Origin of the sequence: Peribacillus sp. TH14, from assembly GCF_016651145.1 — a bacterium.
In the GTDB taxonomy this organism is placed as follows: domain Bacteria; phylum Bacillota; class Bacilli; order Bacillales; family DSM-1321; genus Peribacillus; species Peribacillus butanolivorans.
This window is the reverse complement of the sequence record NZ_JAEKEK010000001.1, coordinates 530729-553414: the sequence shown is the minus strand read 5'-3', so window position 1 is coordinate 553414 and position 22686 is coordinate 530729. Positions and strand designations below refer to the sequence as shown.

At 37.1% G+C, this 22686-nt stretch carries 20 protein-coding genes and 1 pseudogene; 16 read left to right on the top strand and 5 right to left on the bottom strand.

What is annotated here, in order from left to right:
- Positions 1 to 68: 68 nt before the first annotated feature.
- The 9 genes from mgtE to JFU50_RS02775 all read left to right on the top strand — a co-directional run bounded on the left by mgtE (position 69) and on the right by JFU50_RS02775 (position 11809).
- Positions 69 to 1427, top strand: a complete 1359-nt coding sequence (gene mgtE / locus JFU50_RS02815) for a magnesium transporter (RefSeq protein WP_056530868.1) — start codon at positions 69 to 71, stop codon at positions 1425 to 1427.
- 184 nt (positions 1428 to 1611) lie between these two features.
- Entirely contained in the window at positions 1612 to 2094 is a 483-nt protein-coding gene (locus JFU50_RS02810) for a DUF2306 domain-containing protein (protein ID WP_201221612.1), read from the top strand.
- Positions 2095 to 2798: 704 nt separating this feature from the next.
- Positions 2799 to 3452, top strand: a complete 654-nt coding sequence (locus JFU50_RS02805) for an HAD family hydrolase (protein WP_201221610.1) — start codon at positions 2799 to 2801, stop codon at positions 3450 to 3452.
- Positions 3453 to 3941: 489 nt separating this feature from the next.
- Positions 3942 to 4517, top strand: coding sequence for a TetR/AcrR family transcriptional regulator (locus tag JFU50_RS02800; protein WP_057216637.1), 576 nt, complete (start codon positions 3942 to 3944; stop codon positions 4515 to 4517).
- Positions 4518 to 4595: 78 nt separating this feature from the next.
- On the top strand, positions 4596 to 7763 hold the full coding sequence (locus JFU50_RS02795) for a bifunctional cytochrome P450/NADPH--P450 reductase (RefSeq protein WP_201221608.1): 3168 nt from the start codon (positions 4596 to 4598) through the stop codon (positions 7761 to 7763).
- Positions 7764 to 8343: 580 nt separating this feature from the next.
- Entirely contained in the window at positions 8344 to 9726 is a 1383-nt protein-coding gene (locus JFU50_RS02790) for a C40 family peptidase (RefSeq protein ID WP_201181735.1), read from the top strand.
- A 212-nt stretch (positions 9727 to 9938) separates the two neighbouring features.
- Complete coding sequence (locus tag JFU50_RS02785) at positions 9939 to 10388, top strand: hypothetical protein (RefSeq protein WP_342366265.1); 450 nt, start codon at positions 9939 to 9941, stop codon at positions 10386 to 10388.
- Positions 10376 to 10675 (top strand): YxcD family protein, encoded by a 300-nt coding sequence (locus JFU50_RS02780; protein WP_201221606.1) that lies wholly within the window; start codon positions 10376 to 10378, stop codon positions 10673 to 10675. Before JFU50_RS02785 ends, JFU50_RS02780 begins: the two co-directional genes overlap by 13 nt.
- 162 nt (positions 10676 to 10837) lie before the next feature.
- The gene (locus tag JFU50_RS02775) at positions 10838 to 11809 is read left to right on the top strand and encodes an aldose 1-epimerase (protein ID WP_201221604.1); all 972 of its coding nucleotides are present in this window, start codon (positions 10838 to 10840) and stop codon (positions 11807 to 11809) included.
- Between the two features lie 41 nt (positions 11810 to 11850).
- Here JFU50_RS02775 and JFU50_RS02770 read toward each other — a convergent pair whose 3' ends face one another.
- Positions 11851 to 13239 (bottom strand): amino acid permease, encoded by a 1389-nt coding sequence (locus tag JFU50_RS02770; protein ID WP_201181730.1) that lies wholly within the window; start codon positions 13237 to 13239, stop codon positions 11851 to 11853.
- 577 nt (positions 13240 to 13816) lie between these two features.
- Here JFU50_RS02770 and JFU50_RS02765 point away from each other — a divergent pair.
- The 3 genes from JFU50_RS02765 to JFU50_RS02755 all read left to right on the top strand — a co-directional run bounded on the left by JFU50_RS02765 (position 13817) and on the right by JFU50_RS02755 (position 15736).
- Positions 13817 to 13960, top strand: a complete 144-nt coding sequence (locus JFU50_RS02765; protein ID WP_201224995.1) for a YezD family protein — start codon at positions 13817 to 13819, stop codon at positions 13958 to 13960.
- 200 nt (positions 13961 to 14160) lie between these two features.
- Complete coding sequence (locus tag JFU50_RS02760) at positions 14161 to 14946, top strand: serine hydrolase (RefSeq protein WP_056530792.1); 786 nt, start codon at positions 14161 to 14163, stop codon at positions 14944 to 14946.
- A 211-nt stretch (positions 14947 to 15157) separates the two neighbouring features.
- Positions 15158 to 15736, top strand: coding sequence for a YdcF family protein (locus tag JFU50_RS02755; RefSeq protein ID WP_242489019.1), 579 nt, complete (start codon positions 15158 to 15160; stop codon positions 15734 to 15736).
- A gap of 68 nt (positions 15737 to 15804) precedes the next feature.
- Here the strand turns inward: JFU50_RS02755 and JFU50_RS02750 are convergent, their stop codons facing one another.
- Positions 15805 to 15969, bottom strand: a complete 165-nt coding sequence (locus tag JFU50_RS02750; RefSeq protein WP_201249868.1) for a hypothetical protein — start codon at positions 15967 to 15969, stop codon at positions 15805 to 15807.
- A 385-nt stretch (positions 15970 to 16354) separates the two neighbouring features.
- Here JFU50_RS02750 and cspC point away from each other — a divergent pair, with 385 nt between their 5' ends.
- A complete protein-coding gene (gene cspC, locus JFU50_RS02745; RefSeq protein WP_010331195.1) occupies positions 16355 to 16555 on the top strand; it encodes a cold shock protein CspC in 201 nt (66 codons plus the stop codon).
- A gap of 133 nt (positions 16556 to 16688) precedes the next feature.
- Here the strand turns inward: cspC and JFU50_RS02740 are convergent, their stop codons facing one another.
- A complete protein-coding gene (locus JFU50_RS02740) occupies positions 16689 to 16856 on the bottom strand; it encodes a hypothetical protein (RefSeq protein ID WP_162878786.1) in 168 nt (55 codons plus the stop codon).
- 591 nt (positions 16857 to 17447) lie between these two features.
- On the opposite strand from JFU50_RS02740, the gene JFU50_RS02735 reads away from it, so the two are divergent.
- Positions 17448 to 17696: a hypothetical protein gene (locus tag JFU50_RS02735; protein ID WP_201221602.1), complete on the top strand. Its 249-nt coding sequence runs from the start codon at positions 17448 to 17450 to the stop codon at positions 17694 to 17696.
- Positions 17697 to 18005: 309 nt separating this feature from the next.
- On the opposite strand, the gene JFU50_RS02730 is transcribed toward JFU50_RS02735, so the two are convergent.
- Positions 18006 to 19238: an aminopeptidase gene (locus tag JFU50_RS02730; protein WP_201221600.1), complete on the bottom strand. Its 1233-nt coding sequence runs from the start codon at positions 19236 to 19238 to the stop codon at positions 18006 to 18008.
- 183 nt (positions 19239 to 19421) lie between these two features.
- Between JFU50_RS02730 and JFU50_RS31895 the strand changes: the two are divergent.
- Positions 19422 to 19527, top strand: a pseudogene (locus tag JFU50_RS31895) (pyridine nucleotide-disulfide oxidoreductase); the annotation flags it as partial.
- Between the two features lie 151 nt (positions 19528 to 19678).
- On the opposite strand, the gene JFU50_RS02725 reads toward JFU50_RS31895, so the two are convergent.
- The gene (locus tag JFU50_RS02725; protein ID WP_201221598.1) at positions 19679 to 21166 is read right to left on the bottom strand and encodes an aldehyde dehydrogenase family protein; all 1488 of its coding nucleotides are present in this window, start codon (positions 21164 to 21166) and stop codon (positions 19679 to 19681) included.
- A gap of 298 nt (positions 21167 to 21464) precedes the next feature.
- On the opposite strand from JFU50_RS02725, the gene JFU50_RS02720 reads away from it, so the two are divergent.
- Positions 21465 to 22670 (top strand): MFS transporter, encoded by a 1206-nt coding sequence (locus JFU50_RS02720; protein WP_201181724.1) that lies wholly within the window; start codon positions 21465 to 21467, stop codon positions 22668 to 22670.
- Positions 22671 to 22686 lie beyond the last annotated feature (16 nt).

Genomic DNA, 22686 nt, shown 5'->3' with positions numbered 1-22686 from the left:
ATTTTTCTTACTTTTAATATATCGTTAAGGGGAAATATTTTTTGCTCCTCAAAAAAGGAGTGGCGAAGATGATAAAAGACATGACTGAAGACCAAATAACTCTTCAAATCATAAAAGCATTAAAAGAAGGAAAAAAGAAAGAATTTCAAGCAATATTAGAAGAACTCCAACCTTATGATATTGCTCGAATTTTTGAGGGGCTTCCAGAAAAACATCATACACGTTTCTTATTGTTTCTTACTCCAGAACAAATCGCGGAACTAATACAGGAACTTGAAAAAGTACATCAATTAAAAATTCTTACTAAATTAGGAATTGAAAAATCAGGTCAAGTAATGGATCTAATGGATAATGATGATTTAGCTTCATTGTTAGAGAACCTATCTCCGGATAAAATTGAAGAACTTCTTTCAGGTATGAAACAAGAAGAATCTAAAATCGTACAAAATATCATGAATTATCCCCCTGAAACGGCAGGACGAATAATGACAAACCGTTTTGTGTGGATCCCTCAACACTATACGGTTCGTGAATCAGTTGAAAAACTTAAAATATTTGCGGAGTTCTCGGGAACGATTAACTATCTGTATGTAATTGATAACGATAAAAAATTAGTAGGTGTAGTCTCATATCGAGATTTAATAATAAATGATGAGAATGAAAAAATACAAGATATTATGTACAGTAGAGTTATCTCCGTATTCGCTTATGAAGACCAAGAAGAGGTAGCACATGTTATTGAGCGTTATGATTTTTTATCAATTCCTGTTGTAGATAATAATAATGAGTTATTAGGAATTGTAACCGTTGATGATATTATTGACGTTGTCATTAAGGAAGCAAACGAAGATATTGAAAAACTTTCGGCATCTGGTAAAGCTATTGATTTTGACACGAAGGCACATGTGGCTGCGTATCGCCGACTTCCCTGGCTTATTTTACTTTTATTTATCGGATTAGTGTCTGGAACTATTATTAGTGGTTTTGAAGAAACATTGTCTAAAGTTGTTGCACTTGCCTTCTTTATGCCGATGATAGCAGGGATGACTGGAAATACAGGTACTCAATCATTAGCTGTTGTTGTAAGAGGTCTAATTACTACTGATACGGATAAAGGAGTTGTTTTTAGACTTATTATCCGAGAACTTAAAGTTGGACTGATAATAGGCATTACCTGTGGAATATTAATTTCCATTATAGCTTTTGTTTGGCAAGGAAATCCTGTTCTAGGGTTAGTGGTTGGAAGTTCATTAGTTATGACCCTAATTATTGGGACTTTAGCTGGGACCATTATTCCTCTAATATTATATAAATTCAACATCGATCCAGCAGTGGCCTCTGGTCCATTAATTACAACACTGAATGATATACTATCGTTACTTATCTACTTTGGCATTGCAACAATGTTTATTTCAAAATTGATGTAGTAAAACCACGATTAAATTCTGTTCTTCGTGGTATTCTTTAAAAATAAATAATTATAATAATTTGAAATAATGGATATTACGCTAAATAGCAGAATAGTAATAATGAATGTTAACATATTCAACCAATTATTTGCAGAAAAATGGTAATAGAAATAATCAAATTATCTCAAGGGGCGATAACTGAATGGGCGTTGTTACTGTTCTGCTTGTCATTCACATTATTGCAGGCAGTGTTTGTTTATTGACAGGGTCGATAGCATCAATAGCAAAGAAAAAGAAAGGCAATCATACTACCATTGGAGAAGTGTATCATGGTGGGTATCTTGTAATTTTCATAACCTCCCTTGTAATGGCAATCGTGAACTGGTCAGAAAGTGCTTATCTTTTCTATATTGCAATTTTTTCTTATAGCTTAGTTCTTTTGGGATACTTAGCAAGAAAACTACGTTGGAGAAATTGGTTGAAGATGCATATAGGAGGAATGTTAGGGTCTTATATTGGAATTATTACGGCTACTTTAGTCGTTAATGGTTCAAAGATTCCATTAGTGAATGAAATCCCTTCTCTCTTATTATGGTTTATACCTACAATCATTGGAACACCACTCATTACTATAGTAAGTAGGCGTTATAGCAGTCGGACTAAACCAAAAGAGTTTATACAATAATAGTTGCATAAAAATCTTTATTCATCTTTAGAGAATCGAGAATTGAAAAGAAGATTCTGTTACAAAAAAAACGAAGTATAACTGGAAATAAACTCTCTAGATTATGACCCATTTTATACGTATCTCGGCTGAACCCTTACTTTACCATCCGAACTATTCAGACAAAAGAACAACAACATCGTCTAATTGTTCTTCAACAAACGGGCGCATTTCTGGATAAAGAAATGCGCCCTTCCTAATGAATTGGACCAGATTATGAAATAAGGAAATGGTACATATTAGTCATGTATAATATATACCACCTTTTATTTTTATTACTTTTTACAATATAGGTTCTGTTAAGTTTAAAATTATCAACCTCATAATCTATTTTTTAGCACCGATAACTTTAACATCATCAAATAACACCCTGGATGTTCCACCTGACATTAGAATTCCAACATGAGTTTTACCAAGATTTGTTGGAGAGTGCTGTTTGATCTTTATTCAACAAATGGGCCATATTCTTGAATAAGAGAAGAAATTATTAGACGGTGAATCGAAGTTCTAAGTTATTCAAAAATGGAACAATTTAGTTGAACATGGGTATTCACTAATGTACGTTTATTTAAGGATAGTAATCACTATGAAACTTGTGCTTTTCAATCAATGTGTATTTCAGGAAAAAGTGTTACCTTCTAATAAGTAAAAAGGAGGAAATTATTATGATTAAAGCTGTTATTTTCGACTTTGATGGTTTAATTTTAGACACGGAGACGGCTTGGTATGAGGCTTATAAAGAAACTATGGGTTTTTATAAATCTGATTTGCCTCTCGAACATTTTGTTAAATGTATCGGAACAGATAATACTGAACTTTATAAGTTTTTCCAAGAAAAACTGGGGGAAAGTTGTAATATTGAAGAAATTGAAGTTAGAGCAAAAAGCTTACATAAAGTAAAGATGAAAACATCCCAGGCACGTGAAGGTGTAAAGGATTATTTAGAAGAAGCAAAAAAATTTGGATATAAAATTGCCCTTGCTTCAAGTTCAACAAAAGAGTGGGTCACTCATTATTTGGGTGAACTCGGACTGCTAAACTATTTTGAAGTTATTATCACAGGGGATGATGTTGAAAAAGTAAAACCAGCGCCTGATTTGTATTTAAAGGCAATCGAAATTTTGAACATTCATTCCACAGAAGCCGTAGCATTTGAAGATTCGTTAAATGGACTTCAATCGGCTCTAAATGCTGGATTAAAGTGTGTAATCGTACCAAATCCCGTTACAGAAGCTTTAGCTTTTGAAAATCATTCTTTACGTCTTCAATCTATGGTAGAAAAGAGCTTGACTGATGTTATAAAACTTATTGAGCAATAAGGTGTTCGGAAAATTACTTCGCCCTAATGTTAATATGAATATGGTGAGGTTTTCATAATAAATCAGTACAATTAGAATGGAACACTATTAAACAAGTGGCTTTAGTAAAAATAACTGAGAAGCCATTTTTACAGATCTTTCGCATTTTTCAATATTCCGCAATCGGGCGCTATTACTGAAAAAGGATAGCGCTCTTTTCCATGTCTCCTAACGATACTTAAAAAACTTATTTACACTATCTTAAACCTCAAAATTATTAAAATACCCACTCTAACCCCTTGCAGACAAAGAAAAATGCCATCTTTAACGATATTATCTATTTAACTCCTTCTCTCAAATGACGACTACTCAGCCTTTTGTCCCCCATCCGTTAACAAAACCTTCACAAATTATAGGTCCAATGAGTGGTTGAGATGGAATTTTATGGGGTATATAATTAACAGGAATGAACATTCATTCCGCATTTAATTAATGAAAGGCTGAATTATTATGCAAACTGCTGTAAATAAACGAGACAGCATAGTATCCAGCGCTTTGGTACTATTTGCTGAGCGGGGATATGATGCGACGACGATTCCAATGATTGCTACATCGGCAGGAGTTGGAGCTGGTACCATCTATCGTTACTTTGAGAATAAGGAAGTGCTCGGGAACAAGATTTTTCAAGAGTACCTGAATATTTTTACTGAAACACTTGAGAATGGATTTCCTTATGATGAATCGATTCGAAATCAGTTCCACCATATTTTTATATCAATGATTCACTTTACAACCGAGCACAGTCAAGCGCTTTATTTTATAAAAACACATAGTAGTGCCCATTTTTTAAATGAAGAAAGTCATTCTAGCTTTCAAGGGCTACTGAATATATTAAAAAGTTTCTTTGATTCAGGAAAAGCAAAAAAAGAAATTAAGGAGCTTCCTTCTGCAGCTTTGATTGCCATTATTTACGGAGCATTTCTTGAGCTTCAACGACTTGTCCGTATTGGGGAGTTAGAACCTGAAGCAAAACTTTTAGCAGATGTAGAAGAAAGCATTTGGGATGCTGTACGATTACACGTTTGAGAAAAATTTGATTTTTCATTCACTTAGCGGAATGAATGTTCATTCCGTTAGCTAATTTATTTAAAGAGGTGCTAAAAAATGACAAATATAACTCAATTTCCACAGCCAAAAACTTATGGACCCCTCGGAAGCCTGCCTGTTATTGATAAGGATAAGCCACTTCAGTCATTCATGAAGCTGGCTAGGGAACTTGGACCGGTTTTTCAGTTTCAATTTCCGGGTCGTATTAGTACCTTTGTATCCAGCGCTGCCCTTGCTAAAGAAATTTGTGATGAAACAAGATTTGATAAGAAAGTCGGTCCTGCCCTGCAAAAAGTGAGAGCATTTGGTGGTGATGGCCTTTTCACAAGTGAAACATCGGAGACAAATTGGAAAAAGGCTCATAACATTCTGCTGCCTAGCTTTAGCCAGCAGGCAATGAAGGGCTATCATGCAAAAATGGTAGATCTTGCTACCCAACTCATCCAAAAATGGGCTCGCTTAAATCCCGCTGATGAGATTGATATTCCTGAAGATATGACACGCTTGACCTTAGATACGATTGGACTCTGCGGATTTAATTACCGCTTTAACAGTTTTTATCGAGAGACCTCCCATCCCTTTGTCGACAGTATGGTGCGTGCATTAGATGAAGCGATGAGTCAAACGCAGCGACTCGGTGTTCAAGATAAACTGATGATTAAGTCTAAAAAACAATTCAGAGAAGACATTCAATACATGTTCTCACTTGTAGATGAATTGATTACAGAACGAAAACTAAATGGTGATCAGGGAGAAGATGACCTTCTTTCCCATATGTTAAAAGGGGTTGATCCTGAAACTGGTGCAGCACTGGATGATGAAAATATTCGTTATCAAATCATTACCTTTTTAATCGCTGGACATGAAACGACGAGCGGTCTCCTTTCTTTCGCCATCTATTTTCTTATGAATAACCCGGAAAAGTTAAAAAAAGCACAGCAGGAAGTCGATGAAGTACTGGGTGACGAGGTTCCTGATTATAAACAGGTGAAGAAATTGAAATATGTTCGGATGGTGTTAAATGAAGCGCTTCGTCTGTGGCCAACTGCTCCGGCGTTTTCTGTTTATGCGAAAGAAGACACCACATTAAACGGAAAATACAATGTGAAGAAAGATGAGGTGTTCACTCTTCTTATTCCAGAGCTTCACCGTGATCCATCCGTTTGGGGAGAAGACGTAGAATCCTTTATTCCAGAACGTTTTGAGGATCCGGTTTCAATTCCATACCATGCTTATAAACCGTTTGGAAACGGACAGCGTGCCTGTATCGGGCAGCAGTTTGCTCTTCATGAAGCAACTCTGGTGCTCGGAATGGTTTTACAACACTTTGACCTGATAGATCATAAAGATTATCAATTGGATGTTAAAGAAACTTTGACTCTTAAACCGGATGGATTAACCATGCGTGTTTCACCTAGGAAGCCGGCGATGTCATTTACCGTTGCTTCTCCAGAACCAGTGTATGCGGATTTAGAAGCAACGGAAGCTTCTATTGAATCTGCACATGGCACGCCATTACTCGTTCTGTTTGGATCAAACATGGGAACCGCAGAAGGAATAGCTCGTGATCTCGCTGAAACGGGGAGTCAACAAGGTTTCTATACCGAGGTTGCTCCTTTAAATGATTACACAAATCATCTTCCTCAAGAAGGAGCTGTTCTCATTGTCTCAGCATCTTATAATGGAAATCCACCAGACAATGCAAATGACTTTGTTTCATGGCTGAAGGAAAGTCAGGATGGAACATTGGACGGTGTTCACTATGCTATCTTTGGATGCGGAGACCGCAATTGGGCCAATACGTACCAACGTATTCCAACCTTCATTGATGAACAACTGGAACAAAAAGGAGCTAATCGTCTGTCAGAAACAGGTTATGGAGATGCAAGCGATGATTTTGAAGGGGATTACGAGAAATGGACAGAAGCCCTTTGGCCGAAGCTTGCCCAAACCTTGAACATTGAACTAAATATAAATGATAGAAAAAACAGCTCGATTATGATGAATTTTGTAAGTGATGTGAGCGACACACCGCTCGCCCGCACTCATCATGCTTTTACAGCTGTTGTGAACAGGAGTGTCGAATTACAACATGAGGATAGCGGAAGAAGTACACGGCATATAGAGTTAACTCTTCCAGAGGGTATTCATTATCTAGAAGGCGACCATGTCGGGGTTCTTCCTCAAAATCCATCGGAACTCGTTGAGCGAGTGCTCAGTCGATTCAATTTTAACGGCCAAGACTATGTCAAACTGACTGGAGATTCGGGAAAAGCTGCCCATCTTCCTACAGAGAAACCTGTAAAATTACAGGAGTTACTATCTAACTATGTGGAGTTACAAGAACCTGCTACCCGTTCTCAAATTCGGACGCTTGCTACTCACACGGTATGTCCTCCCCATGTAAAAGAGCTTGAAAAGCTTCTTGAGGACAGTACCTATAAACAAGAAATTCTGAACAAACGCATTACTATGCTTGACCTGACAGAAAAGTACCTTGCATGTGAAATACCATTTGAAGGATTTCTAGCTTTACTGCCTCCTTTAAAGGCTAGATACTACTCTATTTCAAGTTCTCCACTTCACAAGGAAGGAAAAGCAAGCATCACTGTTAGTGTCGTCCGTGGAGATGCCTGGAGTGGCAACGGAGAATACAAAGGAATTGCATCAAATTATTTAGCAGAACGTTCCGAAGGAGACAAGGTAGCCTGCTTTATCAATACACCGCAATCCAACTTCCAGCTTCCGGAGCAAACAGGGAAACCTATCATTATGATTGGCCCTGGAACAGGAATTGCACCGTTCAGAGGATTTATTCAGGCTCGCCGCGCCCTAACAGAAAAAGGTGAAAAACTAGGGGCGGCCCATCTTTACTTTGGATGCCGCAATCCCGAACACGATTTCCTATATCAAGAAGAACTCGTGCAAGCTGAACAAGATGGTCTTATAACACTGCACACCGCTTTCTCAAGATGTCCTGGTCAAGAAAAAATGTATGTCCAGCATCGGTTAGCAGAAAACGCTCAAGACATTCTTTCTTTATTAAAAGAAGGCGGACACTTATACATCTGCGGGGACGGAAGCAAAATGGCACCGGATGTTGAACAAACGTTAATCGAAAGCTATATGCATTTGTATCAATCATCTAAAGAAGAAGCCACAGAATGGTTGCAATCATTAGAGGCGAATGGTCGATATGCAAAGGATGTTTGGGCAGGAGCATAAATGGAGGAGAGCAGCGATCCCGGGGGGATTCGCTGCCTTTTTTAATATTCGCTCTGCTGTAGGCTTTCTAGTAAATTGTGAAAATCAATAGCTTGATATAACAAAGCTATAATTTAATATAAGCCAAATGTTGAAGGTTTCTTGCTTTATTGCTTTCTATTAAAGTTAAGCGGATATTTTCCATAACAAGACTGAACTTATTTTGGAAATAGCAGCTTTTTATCTTACTTTCAGAATATAGTTCTTTGGTGCTAAACGCTAGATAGAAAGGAAAATGAAGGAACTTGTAAATATATGGTCGTTTTATATCGTGAAAAAGTCGAAATTTTACGTTTGATGTTAAAAATGAAATGTAATTGTAATATTATTATTACTTATTTGACAAAATCTGATGTTATACTACGAATTAGGTGAAATACTTAGTAGAGTTTCAGAATTTATTATTATATTGTTACAACCTTAGAAGATTACATAATGAGTAAAAAAATAGAGAAGAGTTCCTAGTAATTTATTTTGGCTACTATTTTCATAGAAGAAAGAAGTAGGTCAATTGAAATGCACAGGGAGGAAAGCAGGGGAAATGAGTTTGAAGAAAAAACTAATTATATTAAACACGACTATTATGCTCGGCTTAGGAAGCGCTTTTGCGATACCATCAGTAAAAGCTGAATCTATCTCGGAAATTCAATCAGAACGCACAGGAATCCAATCAGATATTTCAGCGGCAGAACAAGTTATTCAGGAATTGAAAAAAGAACAATCGAAAATGAATTCCCAAATTGCACAAATTGAAACAGCAATGAAAGAAAATGACGAAAAAATTAAAGATACTAAACAAGAAATTAAAGACACGGAAAAAGATATAGATTCTTTAAAGAAAGAAATTAAAGCTTTGGAAGAAAGAATCGCAAAACGCGAGGAAGTCTTGAAAGAGCGTGCCCTTGCATTCCAAGAGAGCGGTGGAGATGTTAACTACCTTGAAGTTCTTTTAGGTTCTAGTAGTTTCCGTGAACTTGTTGATCGTGTTGGAGCAGTAGCTGCAATTGTAGAAGCAGATCGGGAGATTCTTAGTCAGCAGGAAGCAGATAAAGCTGAATTAGAAAAAAAACAAGCGACTGTAGAGAAAAAATTGCAAAGCCTAAAGGATATGGACGTAGAGCTTAAAGGTATGCAATCTCAAATTAAAGAACAACAAGCAGAAACCGTTAATATGAAGGCAAAGCTTGAAAAGAAAGAATCAGAAACAAAAGCTCTTAAACAGGCTTTAGAGAATAAAGATGCAGGTTTAGAGGCTAAAATTGCATCCATCCGTGAAAACATCAAAAAAGAAGAAGAACTTAAAGCATCAGAGAAAGCTGATCTTAACCGTGCCGCGGAAGAAGTGAATTCTTCAAATGCTTCAAGTAAAGAATCATCAAATTCGTCTAAAGGCGAAGCATCGGCATCAAGTTCTTCTAAAGGCGAGGCGTCGGCATCAAGTTCTTCTAAAGGTGAATCATCTTCAAATTCATCTAAAAACAGTTCTACTGATAAACCTACAGCTAGTAAAACTGAAACATCAAGCAAGCCAAGTAGTGCAAATACAGGCTCTGCAATTACAGCAGGCTATAAATATATCGGTAACTCAACGTATGTATTCGGTGGCGGAAGAACAGCATCGGACATTGCTAATGGCCGATTCGATTGTTCAGCATTTGTTGCATGGGCTTACAAACAAGCCGGTGTGAATTTACCAGCAAGTACAGGTGCCTTGACAAGTGCAGGACGCCAAGTATCTAAAAGCCAGATGCAACCTGGAGATTTAGTATTTTTCAATACCTATAAAACGGATGGACATGTTGGTATTTATGTTGGTGGCGGCAAATTTATCGGTTCTCAAAGTTCAACAGGTGTTGCTATTGCTAATATGGGAAGCGGATATTGGGCAGAAAAATTCAATGGACGTGTAGTTCGTGTAAATTAATAGCTCATCAATAAGCAGGGGGAGAGCATACCCTGCTTATTTTTTTTTGGGATTTTTTTTTGAAGAAATATAGAAAAAAGTGAAACTTATTTTGATTATCAACGTAAATACTATAAGATAAAATAAAGATAGGTGATGTGGACTTTCAGCAAATCTGAAAAGATATTTAATGAAACAACATTCCATACTATTAAAAACGGAGGAAAAAAATCATGATGAAAAAATTTATGGCAGCTCTACTCACGATTACATTAGCATTCTCGCCAGTTGGCACCTACGTATTCAAAGATCACTCGGAATCAGTAGATGCAAGGGGCTATAAGTCTGGAAAAAGAAGTTTTAACAGCAACACTAATAGTAATAAATCGAATTTCCAAAATAAAGAAACGAAAAAATCTGATGCGACTACGAACAAAGCAAAAACAGATACAAAAAGCGGAAGCTCGTTTTCTAAAGGCGGCTTAATGAAAGGGATAATGCTAGGAGGACTAGCAGGTCTACTATTTGGTAGTCTATTCGCCAATATGGGAGCGCTAGGTTCTGTACTTGGTCTGTTAATTAACGTGTTAGCGGTTGTTGCATTAGTGGTTGTAATCCGTAAAATTTTCACATATTTCAAAGATAAGAAGAAAAAAGAGGATCCAAACCCATGGAGAGGCTAAGAATTTCCGAACAAGATATCATTAATGCAGTTTGTGTTTACATTGCTCGTAAAAAGCAGGTACAACCTAATGAGGTAGAAGTAGAGTTGATGTTTGATGATGATTACGGTTTTTCCGCTGAAACGTATGTTGACGGCCGGAAACAAGTGTTAATTACCATCAATTTGATTGAGGCTCTTCGCCAATGGTTGGATGAATATTTGAACATAGATCCATATTCAGGTATTGAACTTGTTTTGGATGATGAAGAGGGTATAGTTGCCTTAGTAAGTGAAAGTAATAGATAAACAAAAAGGATGTTCCTAAAGGGAGCATCCTTTTTGTTGTTTAAATACTATATTGATAGTTTTTTTGTTATGATATTTTCACTGTGTTTAATTTCCATTTGTTGCAAAATGTGGTTGAGGCAAGTAGGATGAATATATACTCATGGTAAAGGAGGAGAGTAAGTGACAGGTTATATAGAAGATATCATTTTTTTAAATGAAAAGGCAATAAAGTTTGGCAATGAAACAATAGAAGCAATACTTGTACCAGTCTTAGGAAGTAATCTTCTCTCATTTAAGTTCAAACAGAATGATATTGAGTTGCTGCGAACACCGAAAACGTTAGAAGACTATAGAGAAGTTCCAATATTATATGGCATGCCAATCTTGTTTCCTCCTAATCGGATTGAGGGTGGCCAATTTACATATAAGCAGATCACGTATAAATTTCCGATTAATGAAATAGAAAAATCAAATCATATTCATGGTTTATTATATGATAAGCCATGGCAAGTTATTAAAAGAGAAGTAAATGGAGAAAAAATCGTAATAACAACCGAGTTTTTAAGTAGTGATTTTCCTTTTCTAAAAAGATATTTTCCACATGATTTTACAATATATATGACTTTTTCTTTAAACGATAATGCATTGGATGTACAACTAGAAATCATCAACAATGGCCAGGAGCCCTTTCCATGGGGAGTGGGTTATCATACGATATTCAATTTTCCATTTGTACCAAGCAGTAAGTTGATGGATTGCAGGATTTCACTGCCTGTAAATAAACAATGGGAGTTGAATGACAGGTCATTACCAACTGGGAAAATTCAAGCAACGCCAAATACGATGGAAATTCAAAATGGGTTCAGCATTGAGGGGCGACAGTTTGATGATATATTTGGCTATGATGAGGATTTGGAAAACGAGTGCGTACTCACCGATCAAGAAGCAGGTCTACAAGTCTGCTATCATGGTGATGACCATTTTAAGTTTTGGGTATTATTCAATCAGAAGGGGTTTGTATGTCCTGAACCATATACATGGGTAACGAATGCTCCTAATCTAGATTTGTCAGCAGAATTAACAGGATTGAGGGAATTAGGACCAGGAGAAAGGGTTCGGCTGAGGACGAAACTAAGTTTGAAGCAGATATAAAGAAACGCCTTGGCATAGTTGAATGCCAAGGCGTTTTAGGTTTATGCTTTCTTTCTCATCCAGAGTGGGTATAGCACGATTCCAAGTACATATAAGGCAATGCCTAGTTTGAACGTATCCATGTCAGCTGTACCTGTCTTAATGACCCAGACGGAGTAAACTAATGCCAGGATAGTGATAATACCATCGCGACTTCTTGAACCTTTCATGAAATCGTATGTTTCCCCAGTTACGACTAATTTCAATTGATATAAGGTTGATACGAGATAAGGAATCAGGTATGCAAGTGTAGCGACAATCATAGAGAATTTATAAGCTTCTAAAATCGTTCCAGAGATAGTGGAGAATAAGAATATTTGTGTCATGATATTTGTAATTGTCATAGAACGAACAGGTGTTCCGTTTTTATTCGCTTTCGCAAAATAAGTCGGGAATAAATCTAATTTCGCTGCCTGGTAAGGAACTTCAGATGCAACGACAATCCAGCCGATTGTTGAGCCTAACAAGGAAATGACAGCAAGAGCGGCCATAAGATACGTACCGTTTGAACCAACCACAGCTTGTAAAGCATCAACAAGTGGCTTTTGTGAAACTTTTAAATCGTCTTGTGAAATAGCACCCATTGTCAATAAGGTAATTCCAATATAAATGACAACAGCGATAAGCAAACCAAGAATCGTTGCTTTTTTTACATCATTTTGTGACTTAGCGCGATTTGAGAGCATCACAGCTGCTTCAATGCCGATGAAGGCCCATAATGTTGATATCGCTGCAGCATTAACTTGAGCACCTAAGGAGATGGATGTCCCAGCTGTATCGTAAAATTCTGCACCGTTTCCAAGATTAGAAGAATCAAAGATGAAAATCGTAACAATAATGAAAAACAAGAATCCAAGCACTTTTGTAACTGTTGCAACAAGGTTTAGTTTTCCTGCACTGTTAAAACTTCTTACTAAAATTGCCTGAATCCCCCAAAGAGCAATGGTACATACTGCAAATGTTAGTGCTTTACCGAGTTCGAGATTGAAAGAACCTGTTGTATAAATCACTTTCGTACTATGCATGACAGGGAAAAACGTCGATAAGTAACCAGCAAATGAAATGATGACAGAGGCTGTTGCAGCCCAGTTTGCAGCCCAATAACCCCAGGCCATACTGTATCCTGATAGCCTTCCTTTTGTAGGAGACTTAAATAATGACTGAGCATAACTTTGGGGACCGGCTTTCAGCTCCGGTTTCCGTACAGCTAAGTTACCAAATACGAGTGCTATTAAAAATACTCCTAGTCCAGTAACCATCCATGCCAAAGTAGCACCTAATGGACTTGAAACCTGTGCCAATTGAGCAGGGAGCATGAAGATTCCACCGCCGACCATATTTCCAATTACGAATGTGGTCAAAATCAATAAACCCCATTTTTTATTTTCCATTTATAATCGAACCTTTCTTAAATACAGTTTGAATTTATATACCGACAACTTATACTAAAATAGTATATCTCGAATCGTTTAGTTTGGTAAAGTGCTAATTAGGTAAAATGTAATACGCAGATTAATCAGAAAATTTAAATGATAATTGACAAAGAGTGGTTATTGGATTATAGTGGTAATACCAAGTTAGTTGGTAAGAATAGTGTAATTTACCGGTGTAAATTGAATTGTTAAAATTTGCATGATTGATTTTTTATGTAACTATTGGACTCATAAAAATTGCCGATTAGTCAACTAAAGGCACCCTTCCATCTATCCTGTTAGATGTAGGGTGCCTTTTATTTTCTTAATATTTGAAGGGAGGAGAATATGGAGTTTAATATGAACTGATTATTTCTTATCCAGAGAGATAAAAGGAAGAAAAAACAGAAGATGAACCAATTTCCTAAAGCAAGTTTTAGAGGTGTGAAGAGTACGTGTGAATTTTTCGTACAATCTCTTTTTATTATTAGGTATGAATGGTGCTTAATTACCATTATTAAGAGGAGGATAATATGGAAAAAAAGAGGAGTTAAAAATCAGACATATCATTTCCAGCTTGGAAGATCTACAATATGGATCGGTTATTATAACTGTTCATGATGGGGAAATCACACAGGTGGATACCACTGAAAAGAAACGATTCCCCTTAGCAAAGGGACGACCTGCAAAAGCTAGATGAATTAATTCCAGACCACAACGGAGCTTTCGATACGAAGGCTCCTTTTGTTTTTGGGAAGTGAAAACCTTTTATTTGTTCTATAATGAAAATTTAATCAATATAGAATTTGTAGAAGATTGTACTGCTTTTTGCATGATAGAATAAGTAAGAGGAGTTTTTAATAGTTAATTTGTTGAAATCTTAAGGGGGAAAAAGAATCGATGACTTTACAAACTATAGAGCACGAAATCTTAGCATTAGTTGAAACATTTGATGGAAGAATTGCTTATAAAATTGAAAATGCCGATGGAGATACTATCAGCTATCACGATGATGAATCCTTCCAATCAGCGAGTTTGATCAAAATACCAATGATAATCGAAGGCTATCGTCAAAGTGAAGAAAAGAAAATCTACTTAAATCAGCCGGTGACCATTCCGCCTAATGAAGTGACTGGAGGATCGGGCGTCCTGCACGTCTTATCGAATAAAGTATTTTTAACCGTTGAGGATTTATTGACTTTGATGATAACTGTATCTGATAATACATCCACGAATATGATGATGACTTTGCTAGGTCATGATGAAATTAATCAATGCATCAAAGAACTTGGTCTGAAAAATACTATTCTCGGGCGCAGAATGCAGGATTTCAAAGCATTAAAGGAAGGGCGGGATAATACAATCTCGGCTGAAGATACGATTACCTGCCTAAAAGCCATACATACAGGCGACTTTTTAACGAAAGAAAGCCAGGAAAAAATCTTACGAGCTTTTGACAATCAGCAATTAAGAGATAAACTCCCATCACTAATGGGGAAAGGGGTAAAGGTCGCAAGCAAAACGGGCGCAATTCGGGGCGTTGCACATGATTGTGCGATCATTCGTTCAGAATTTCAAACCGTTTATGCTGTCGTCCTTACCGAAGATATGAAATCAGAGGATGAAAGCCGTCAAGTCATCAGTAAAATTGGTAAATTGATTTATGATGACATAATGGCTGAATAGAATAACCTTTATTAGTATTAGAATGTTTGTGGTCTTTGCGATAGAATCGGGTTGAGTAAGCTTAGTCCTTAAGGCCATTCTAAGTGCAATAACGCGGGAAGTCACGTTGATTTCCCGCTATTGTGCGTCTACAGCATTTGGTTATAGTTATGTGGTGAGTTATGGTAAAACATGTTATATAATGGATAGAAAATGAAACGGGGAAGTAGTTTTGAAAAAGGCGGTAAAATTTGTTGTAATTGGTGTTGTTGCTTTACTAGTGTATTTTGGGGTTTTACATATGAAAATTCAAGAGAGCAGTCATCAGCCAATTCCTGAAGATGCCAGTTACCTTATTGTCCTTGGGGCCAGGGTTAAAGGAACAGTTCCATCATTATCTTTACAATACCGGATTGATAAGGCTGCTGATTATTTAAAAGCAAATAAAAATACGATAGCCATTGTATCGGGCGGCAAAGGTCCTGGAGAAGATATTTCAGAAGCTCAGGCAATGCAGCAAGAGTTAATCAATCAGGGAATTGAAGAGGCAAGGATCATTATGGAAGACAAATCAACAACAACCATTGAAAATATTGCTTACTCAAAAGATCTTATTCCGAATCCAACAGCTACAGGATTGATTGTTACTAATGATTTCCATATCTATCGTGGGGTGGAAATGGCCAAAAGCGTAGGCTTGGACATGACCGGGATACCAGCAAAGACACCAAAAGTGGTCCTGGTCAAATCTTATATTCGTGAATATCTGGCCATTACCAAATACTATTTGACAAAGCTGTTTGGAATTTAACTATACCTGAACATAAATTCTAAATCGAAATCCCTCCCCTGCACGGTGGGGGGCTTCTTAATTGTAGGTTATTCAACATCAGGCACTTCCCAAAATTCTTTCACTTGATAGATTTGCTCAAGTGTCTTGTACAGGGAATGCCTAGTATATGAAACCTCGACTCTTTCATCAGCATCAACTTCTTCTATATCTATATTATCAACAAAACCAATTTGGTCATCGATTTCCTTCAAAAAAAAATCCAAGTGCTTCATAACTGCTATATGCTACGATTACCTTACTGTCAAAACCGCATATTTCATTGATAGACCTCCTAGTTATTTGCTCTTATTGAATGTAAATAGTACTGTTTCCTATACACTGATATGGCCCGTTCATCCTTATCTGAACCATATAATTGGAAGGAAATGAAAAAATGCGATGTCACAAGCAGAAATAGAATGAATGAAATAACTCTTGCGAATTTAAAATATCACCAGATAATTTGCTATCTTTATCATTTCATGTTACTCTAATAAAGAATTGTTTTTGATTGTGGGAGAGCATACTAGTTATTGTCTTAACCAAACGATCAAAAATAGTAATACATTGTGTGTTAAGCACTAGGAGGCAACAAAAATGGAACAAGGTACAGTTAAATGGTTTAATGCAGAAAAAGGTTTTGGATTTATCGAGCGTGAAAATGGAGACGACGTATTCGTACATTTCTCAGCTATCCAAAGCGAAGGCTTCAAATCTTTAGACGAAGGTCAAAAAGTAACTTTCGACGTTGAGCAAGGTGCTCGTGGAGCTCAAGCAGCTAACGTTCAAAAAGCTTAATTTTAAAATTAAATTGTAACCTATATGAACAGACTCCTCGATGGGAGTCTGTTCTTTATTGTGGGAAAAAGACAAAGAAAAACCCTACTAATATGGTAGGGTTTTTTTGTGTGCGTATTGTAAAATCAAAATCTTACGCCTTTTTTAATTCTTCTTCAAAGAAAAAAGTAGTTGGATGTTCTTTGACAGTATAAGAATATCTTTTCATGTTTTTTACATATGCCCATTTATTAATTGTTACTAATTCATCAGTATCTTGAATAGTTACTGTTTCACCGCTATTATACTTATTGCTTTTCAATATATGCACCCTCTTTACTAATAGTATAACATATTTCACAATAAAAAATGTGTCCAAGATATTCCATGGGATATTATGTGATTCATGTGTATTGACAAAAAAATGAAGTTCTGGTTTAAGCTGATAAACATGCTTAAAAGCGTGAGATTACTGTTAGAACGGAGCTTATTGATTTGAATAAAGATAATTGTAACCAAATGTGACCAGAAAAGGAGAGATAATCTTTATGGTCAACCATTCTATCGTTCACTTACAAAAAACCTCAATACTTAAACTTCCCGTTCTTCTTAAATGAATGCTATCCCCGAAATCGGCAAATTGTGACAAAGGTCGTACTCCCAAACTTCATTAGTAGTTCAGTTTCAGCGGTATGCGTGATAATTTGAGCTTTCGTTTCAACAACTTGGCAGTTTCAAGGCGTTCTTGGATTTTCAGTTTCTCGCTCGTTTCCTTTTGAATAAGTAGCTGAGGTTTTTCTTGAATAATCATCAGATAATAAATCTGCCTCTTTTTTGTGTAGCATGACAAAAGAATGAACCAAGCTGTCTGAAGTTGCATTAAATATATTAACAACGAAAAGAGGTGAATTATATGTCTGTTATTCCTACTACTGTGGATGTAGTTACGATTCTTTGGGAAAGAACTTCGTTAATACCTTTAACTCAGCAAACAATAGTACAAGCTACAGTGATTGGAAGTGCTGCTCCTTGCGATAACACTTTAAATCCTGGTGATTGTTTCATTGCTGCTGTACTTTGTTTACTTGGAAATGGATTTGTACAAGTATTGAACCTTGACTCTGGTCTAACCGGAGTTGCCGTGTTCATCCGTTTACGCTAGGATATTAATTTGAGGACAAAGTATTTTTGATTTAAAATACTTTGTCTTTTTATATATACATAAAACCCACCAGTCATTAAGATTGGTGGGGTTTATCCATTTTACTAATACAGGAATGCTAAGAAGGACGCGGAACATTATCTTAGTGACTATTCAAATTACGTTAGACAAGTATAGCCACGTGCTTCCTAGTATGCAGAAACACGTGGCTGATGAACTTGATAATTTGTTTCGTAAAGAAATGTGACCATTTCTGTGAGCACTCAAGGTTTTTTTTAACGTTCAAACCCTTCTATATCAATGCTCTTCTTAAAACGCCCAATCCCCATTACGGAAGACAGGTTCGCTTGTGCCGTCCTGTTTGATTCCTTCAATGTTCATTTTATCAGAACCAATCATGAAATCTACATGGGCAAGGCTTTCGTTAAGTCCATTTTCTGCAAGCTCTTCTGGACTCATGGTTTTTCCGCCTTCAATACAGAAAGCATAAGAGCTTCCAATCGCTAAATGGTTAGACGCATTTTCATCAAATAAAGTATTGAAAAATAACACATTCGATTGAGAAATTGGAGAGTTGAAAGGAACAAGTGCTACCTCTCCTAGATAGTGGGAGCCTTCATCGGTTTCAACTAATTGCTTTAGAATTTCTTCGCCTTCTTCAGCTTTTACTTCAATGATGCGGCCATCCTTAAAGGTCACAGAGAAGTTATCAATGATGTTTCCTCCGTAACTAAGCGGTTTGGTACTCGAAACCGTACCGTTTACACCCGTTTTTAATGGAACCGTGAACACTTCTTCAGTTGGCATGTTAGCCATGAATTCATGCCCCTTTTCGTTAATGCTGCCTGCTCCGACCCAAAGATGTTTGTCAGGTAACTCAATTGTTAAATCTGTTCCAGGAGCCGTGTAATGCAATTTTTGGTAATGTTTTTCATTTAAATAATTAACTTTTTCATGAAGCGTGTCGTCGTGCTTTTTCCATGCCTCTACAGGGTCCGTCACATCAACACGAACAGCTTTGAAAATGGCTTCCCACAGTTTATCAATGCGTTTTTCTTCTGCTTCATCAGAGAACACCTTGTCAGCCCAAGCCTTTGAAGGCACCGCGACTATCGACCAGCTCACTTTATCGGATTGCATATATTGACGCCACTTTTTCAGTGCAGTACCAGATGCCTTTTGGAAGTTTGCAATCCTTTCAGGTTTTACACTTTTTAATAAGTCTGGGCTCGAGGAGATGACAGATAGATAAGCAGCACCGTTTTCTGCAAGTTCAATCGTCTCTTTTGCACGCCACTCTGGATACTCGTTGAACACCTCATCCGGTGCCAACTCGTATTTGGTGCGTCCGACGATATCGTCATTCCAATTAACAATGACATTACGAGCGCCGCTTTCATAAGCTTTTTTTACAATAATGCGGACAAGATCAGCGCCCTCTAATGTAGTGTTCACCACAAGAGTTTGTCCTTCTTGAATATTGACGCCAACTTTAACAGCAAGTTCTGCATATTTTTCTAAATTTGTTTGAAATTCACTCATCATTTATAAACTCCTTTTCCATTTTCTACATTTATAATTGTACTGATTGTTTATTAAAAAAGAAACTTTTTACTCCATTGTATAGAAAAAACAGTGCGGAATATATTGTAACTCAATAAAGGAGGAGTATATCTTAATTAGGAAGAAGCTGAATTCAAACCCCAGTGGGTTGGACTCAGCTTCATAAGAATATTAATTACAGCTGGTGATGGAGCTAAAGTTGGCCATTAATCTCCTCAGTGAAATCATAGGAGAACGTTATGTGGACCATGATATACTGAAAAATTAATAGCAATTTCAAACTTAGGAAAAAATGCCTCCTTTTTATAACTATTATTGTAAATAGGTAAAGACTCTAAAGTGATTATCCAAATAAAAATGTGTGAACTATAAGAAAGAGGGTCCCCTTTGAGACCCTCTCTTTAAAATAACATAAAAAATTACTTATTTAGATTGACCCAGACGCTTTTTACTTCAGTATAGTTATCAAGTGCATAGGATCCCATTTCACGTCCGATTCCAGATTGTTTGTAACCACCGAATGGGGAAGCTGCATCAAATGCGTTATAACAGTTCACCCAAACGGTACCTGCACGAAGTTTTCCTGCCACATAATGGGCATTGGCTAAATCACTTGTCCATAAACCGGCAGCTAATCCATATTCACTGGCATTGGCACGGTTAATAACATCGTCTAAATCCTCATAAGGCATTGCCGCAATAACCGGACCGAAAATCTCTTCTTTGGCAATTGTCATTTCCTCTTCTACACCAGCGAATATAGTAGGAGAAACAAAATAGCCTTCTTCACCCGGTTTACTTCCACCGACAAGGACTTCTGCACCTTCATTTTTCCCTTTTTCAATATAGCCAAGAACGCGGTTTTGCTGTTCCTGAGAAACAAGCGGTCCAATTTGTGTATTCGGATCTAAGCCTACCCCTTGTTTAATATTTTTAGCATGGCTAGCCATATCGGCAACAACATTATCATAGTGTTTCTTTTGAATATAAACCCGAGATCCGGCACAACATACCTGGCCTTGGTTAAACATAACACCATTCAAAGCACCAGGAATAGCTTTCGAGAAATCTGCATCTGGAAGGATAATGTTTGGTGATTTTCCGCCAAGTTCCAACGTGACACGTTTCAATGAATAGGAGGCAGAGCGCATGATTAGTTTTCCAACTTCAGTAGAACCGGTAAATGCAATTTTATTGACCTGTGGATGATCGACAAGAGCTTGTCCAGCTGTTTCACCAAAACCAGGAACGATATTGACGACTCCATCCGGGAAACCAGCCTCAGCGATTAGTTCAGCCAAATAAAGCGCAGATAATGGAGTTTGCTCAGCAGGTTTTAGAATAACTGTACAACCTGTAGCAAGTGCTGCACCGAGTTTCCACATCGCCATTAGGAGTGGGAAGTTCCAAGGGATGATTTGACCTACCACACCTACAGCTTCGTGTTTTGTGTAGTTAAAGTAATTTCCGCTTACCGGAATAGTCTGTCCAACAATCTTAGTCGACCAGCCGGCAAAATATCTCATATGTTCAATGGCTAATGGAATATCAGCATTGGTTGTTTCACTGATGGGTTTCCCATTATCCAATGTTTCTAACTGCGCAAGCTCTGTTTTATTTTCTTCCATTAAATCTGCTAGTTTATACATTAGCCTACTGCGGGCAGCTGCGCTCATCTTTGACCAAGGACCTTCATCGAATGCTTTGCGTGCTGCTTTAACGGCTAAGTCAATATCTTCTTTATCTGCTTCAAATACATCGGCAAGTTTTTGTCCTGTGGCAGGATTTGGAGTGGAGAAGGTTTTCTTTGAAACACTTTCTACAAATTGACCATTAATAAAAAGCTTTTTAGGTCCTGTTAAAAATTTTTGCAACTTTCCACTTACCTCTAACGTTAGATTTGTCATAATTACCCTCCTGAATATAATGGTTTAATTGGGCAAAACATGCTGACTTATTGATAACGCTTTGATTTATGCCAATTTTTATCATAAATGAAAAAAAAAGAATATTCAATCATTATTATTCGACATAATAATTATCTCAATAAACAACTAGTTATAAGTGTTTCTTCTTAATTTCACAAAGAAATATGTGTTTTTTGTCATGACATCTGTAAATACTATAGCGAAAATGATATTTAATAGTTAAAATTAAGAAGGGATAAAATAAATAGAAGTTCTAAAGTTTTTCAGGAGGATTCATATGGGAAATAATGCGAAAATTATATCGCAACGTAAATTACTTGGTGTAGCGGGTCTCGGATGGATGTTTGATGCACTTGATGTGGGTATGCTTTCTTTCATTATTGTTGCGTTGAAACAGGAATGGAACTTAACCAGTGAACAGGTTGGGTGGATTGGCAGTATTAACTCCATTGGTATGGCTGTGGGGGCTGTTTTTTTTGGAGCAATGGCAGATAGGGTTGGACGAAAGAACGTCTTTATTATTACATTATTATTATTTTCTATTGCTAGCGGTTTGTCTGCAGCAGTCAGTACACTTAGTTTGTTCTTGATTTTGCGATTTTTGATTGGAATGGGGCTCGGAGGAGAACTTCCGGTTGCCTCGACACTTGTCTCTGAAAGTGTTGAAGCGAGTAAAAGGGGACAAGTTGTCGTGCTTCTTGAAAGTTTTTGGGCTGTTGGATGGATATTGGCAGCACTTATTTCTTTTTTCATCATTCCGGTCTATGGCTGGCGCGTTGCATTATTATTAAGTGCTGTTCCAGCTTTATATGCGCTTTATCTGCGTTTGAAACTACCAGATTCACCTAAGTATACGGAACTGGAAAAGAAGCAGAGGCCATCCGTACTCAATAATATGAAAAGCGTTTGGAAAAAGGAATATTCACGTCAGACCCTCGTGTTGTGGATTCTATGGTTTTGCGTGGTCTTCTCTTATTATGGAATGTTTTTATGGCTGCCAAGTGTCATGGTCTTAAAAGGCTTCAGTATGATTCAAAGCTTTGAATATGTCTTGATTATGACGCTAGCTCAGCTTCCAGGATACTTTTCAGCTGCATGGTTGATTGAGAAGATAGGACGTAAATTCGTTTTGATCACATACTTAATTGGAACGGCTGTCAGTGCATTTTTCTTTGGTTCAGCAGAAGAGTTAGCACTCTTAATCGTATCCGGGATGTTCCTATCATTCTTCAATTTAGGTGCATGGGGTGCGCTCTATGCGTATACTCCAGAACAGTATCCAACGGCAGTTCGAGGTACAGGTACTGGTTTAGCTGCTGGAATTGGTCGAATTGGCGGTGTCTTGGGACCATTGCTTGTCGGTTATTTAGTTGCTGCAGGTACACCAATTTCAACAATTTTCACTATATTTACAATTGCTATTTTAGTGGGGGCAGTTGTCGTAGCTTTTGGAAAAGAGACAAAGAATACTATTTTGACATAACATAAAAGAGAGGGAC

What these genes read in the sequence shown, in the direction of transcription:
- mgtE (WP_056530868.1), top strand. Translation starts at nt 69, where the DNA reads ATGATAAAAGACATGACTGAAGACCAAATAACTCTTCAAATCATAAAA.
- JFU50_RS02810 (WP_201221612.1), top strand. Translation starts at nt 1,612, where the DNA reads ATGGGCGTTGTTACTGTTCTGCTTGTCATTCACATTATTGCAGGCAGT.
- JFU50_RS02805 (WP_201221610.1), top strand. Translation starts at nt 2,799, where the DNA reads ATGATTAAAGCTGTTATTTTCGACTTTGATGGTTTAATTTTAGACACG.
- JFU50_RS02800 (WP_057216637.1), top strand. Translation starts at nt 3,942, where the DNA reads ATGCAAACTGCTGTAAATAAACGAGACAGCATAGTATCCAGCGCTTTG.
- JFU50_RS02795 (WP_201221608.1), top strand. Translation starts at nt 4,596, where the DNA reads ATGACAAATATAACTCAATTTCCACAGCCAAAAACTTATGGACCCCTC.
- JFU50_RS02790 (WP_201181735.1), top strand. Translation starts at nt 8,344, where the DNA reads ATGAGTTTGAAGAAAAAACTAATTATATTAAACACGACTATTATGCTC.
- JFU50_RS02785 (WP_342366265.1), top strand. Translation starts at nt 9,939, where the DNA reads ATGATGAAAAAATTTATGGCAGCTCTACTCACGATTACATTAGCATTC.
- JFU50_RS02780 (WP_201221606.1), top strand. Translation starts at nt 10,376, where the DNA reads ATGGAGAGGCTAAGAATTTCCGAACAAGATATCATTAATGCAGTTTGT.
- JFU50_RS02770 (WP_201181730.1), bottom strand. Translation starts at nt 13,239, where the DNA reads ATGGAAAATAAAAAATGGGGTTTATTGATTTTGACCACATTCGTAATT.
- JFU50_RS02760 (WP_056530792.1), top strand. Translation starts at nt 14,161, where the DNA reads ATGACTTTACAAACTATAGAGCACGAAATCTTAGCATTAGTTGAAACA.
- cspC (WP_010331195.1), top strand. Translation starts at nt 16,355, where the DNA reads ATGGAACAAGGTACAGTTAAATGGTTTAATGCAGAAAAAGGTTTTGGA.
- JFU50_RS02735 (WP_201221602.1), top strand. Translation starts at nt 17,448, where the DNA reads ATGTCTGTTATTCCTACTACTGTGGATGTAGTTACGATTCTTTGGGAA.
- JFU50_RS02730 (WP_201221600.1), bottom strand. Translation starts at nt 19,238, where the DNA reads ATGAGTGAATTTCAAACAAATTTAGAAAAATATGCAGAACTTGCTGTT.
- JFU50_RS02725 (WP_201221598.1), bottom strand. Translation starts at nt 21,166, where the DNA reads ATGACAAATCTAACGTTAGAGGTAAGTGGAAAGTTGCAAAAATTTTTA.
- JFU50_RS02720 (WP_201181724.1), top strand. Translation starts at nt 21,465, where the DNA reads ATGGGAAATAATGCGAAAATTATATCGCAACGTAAATTACTTGGTGTA.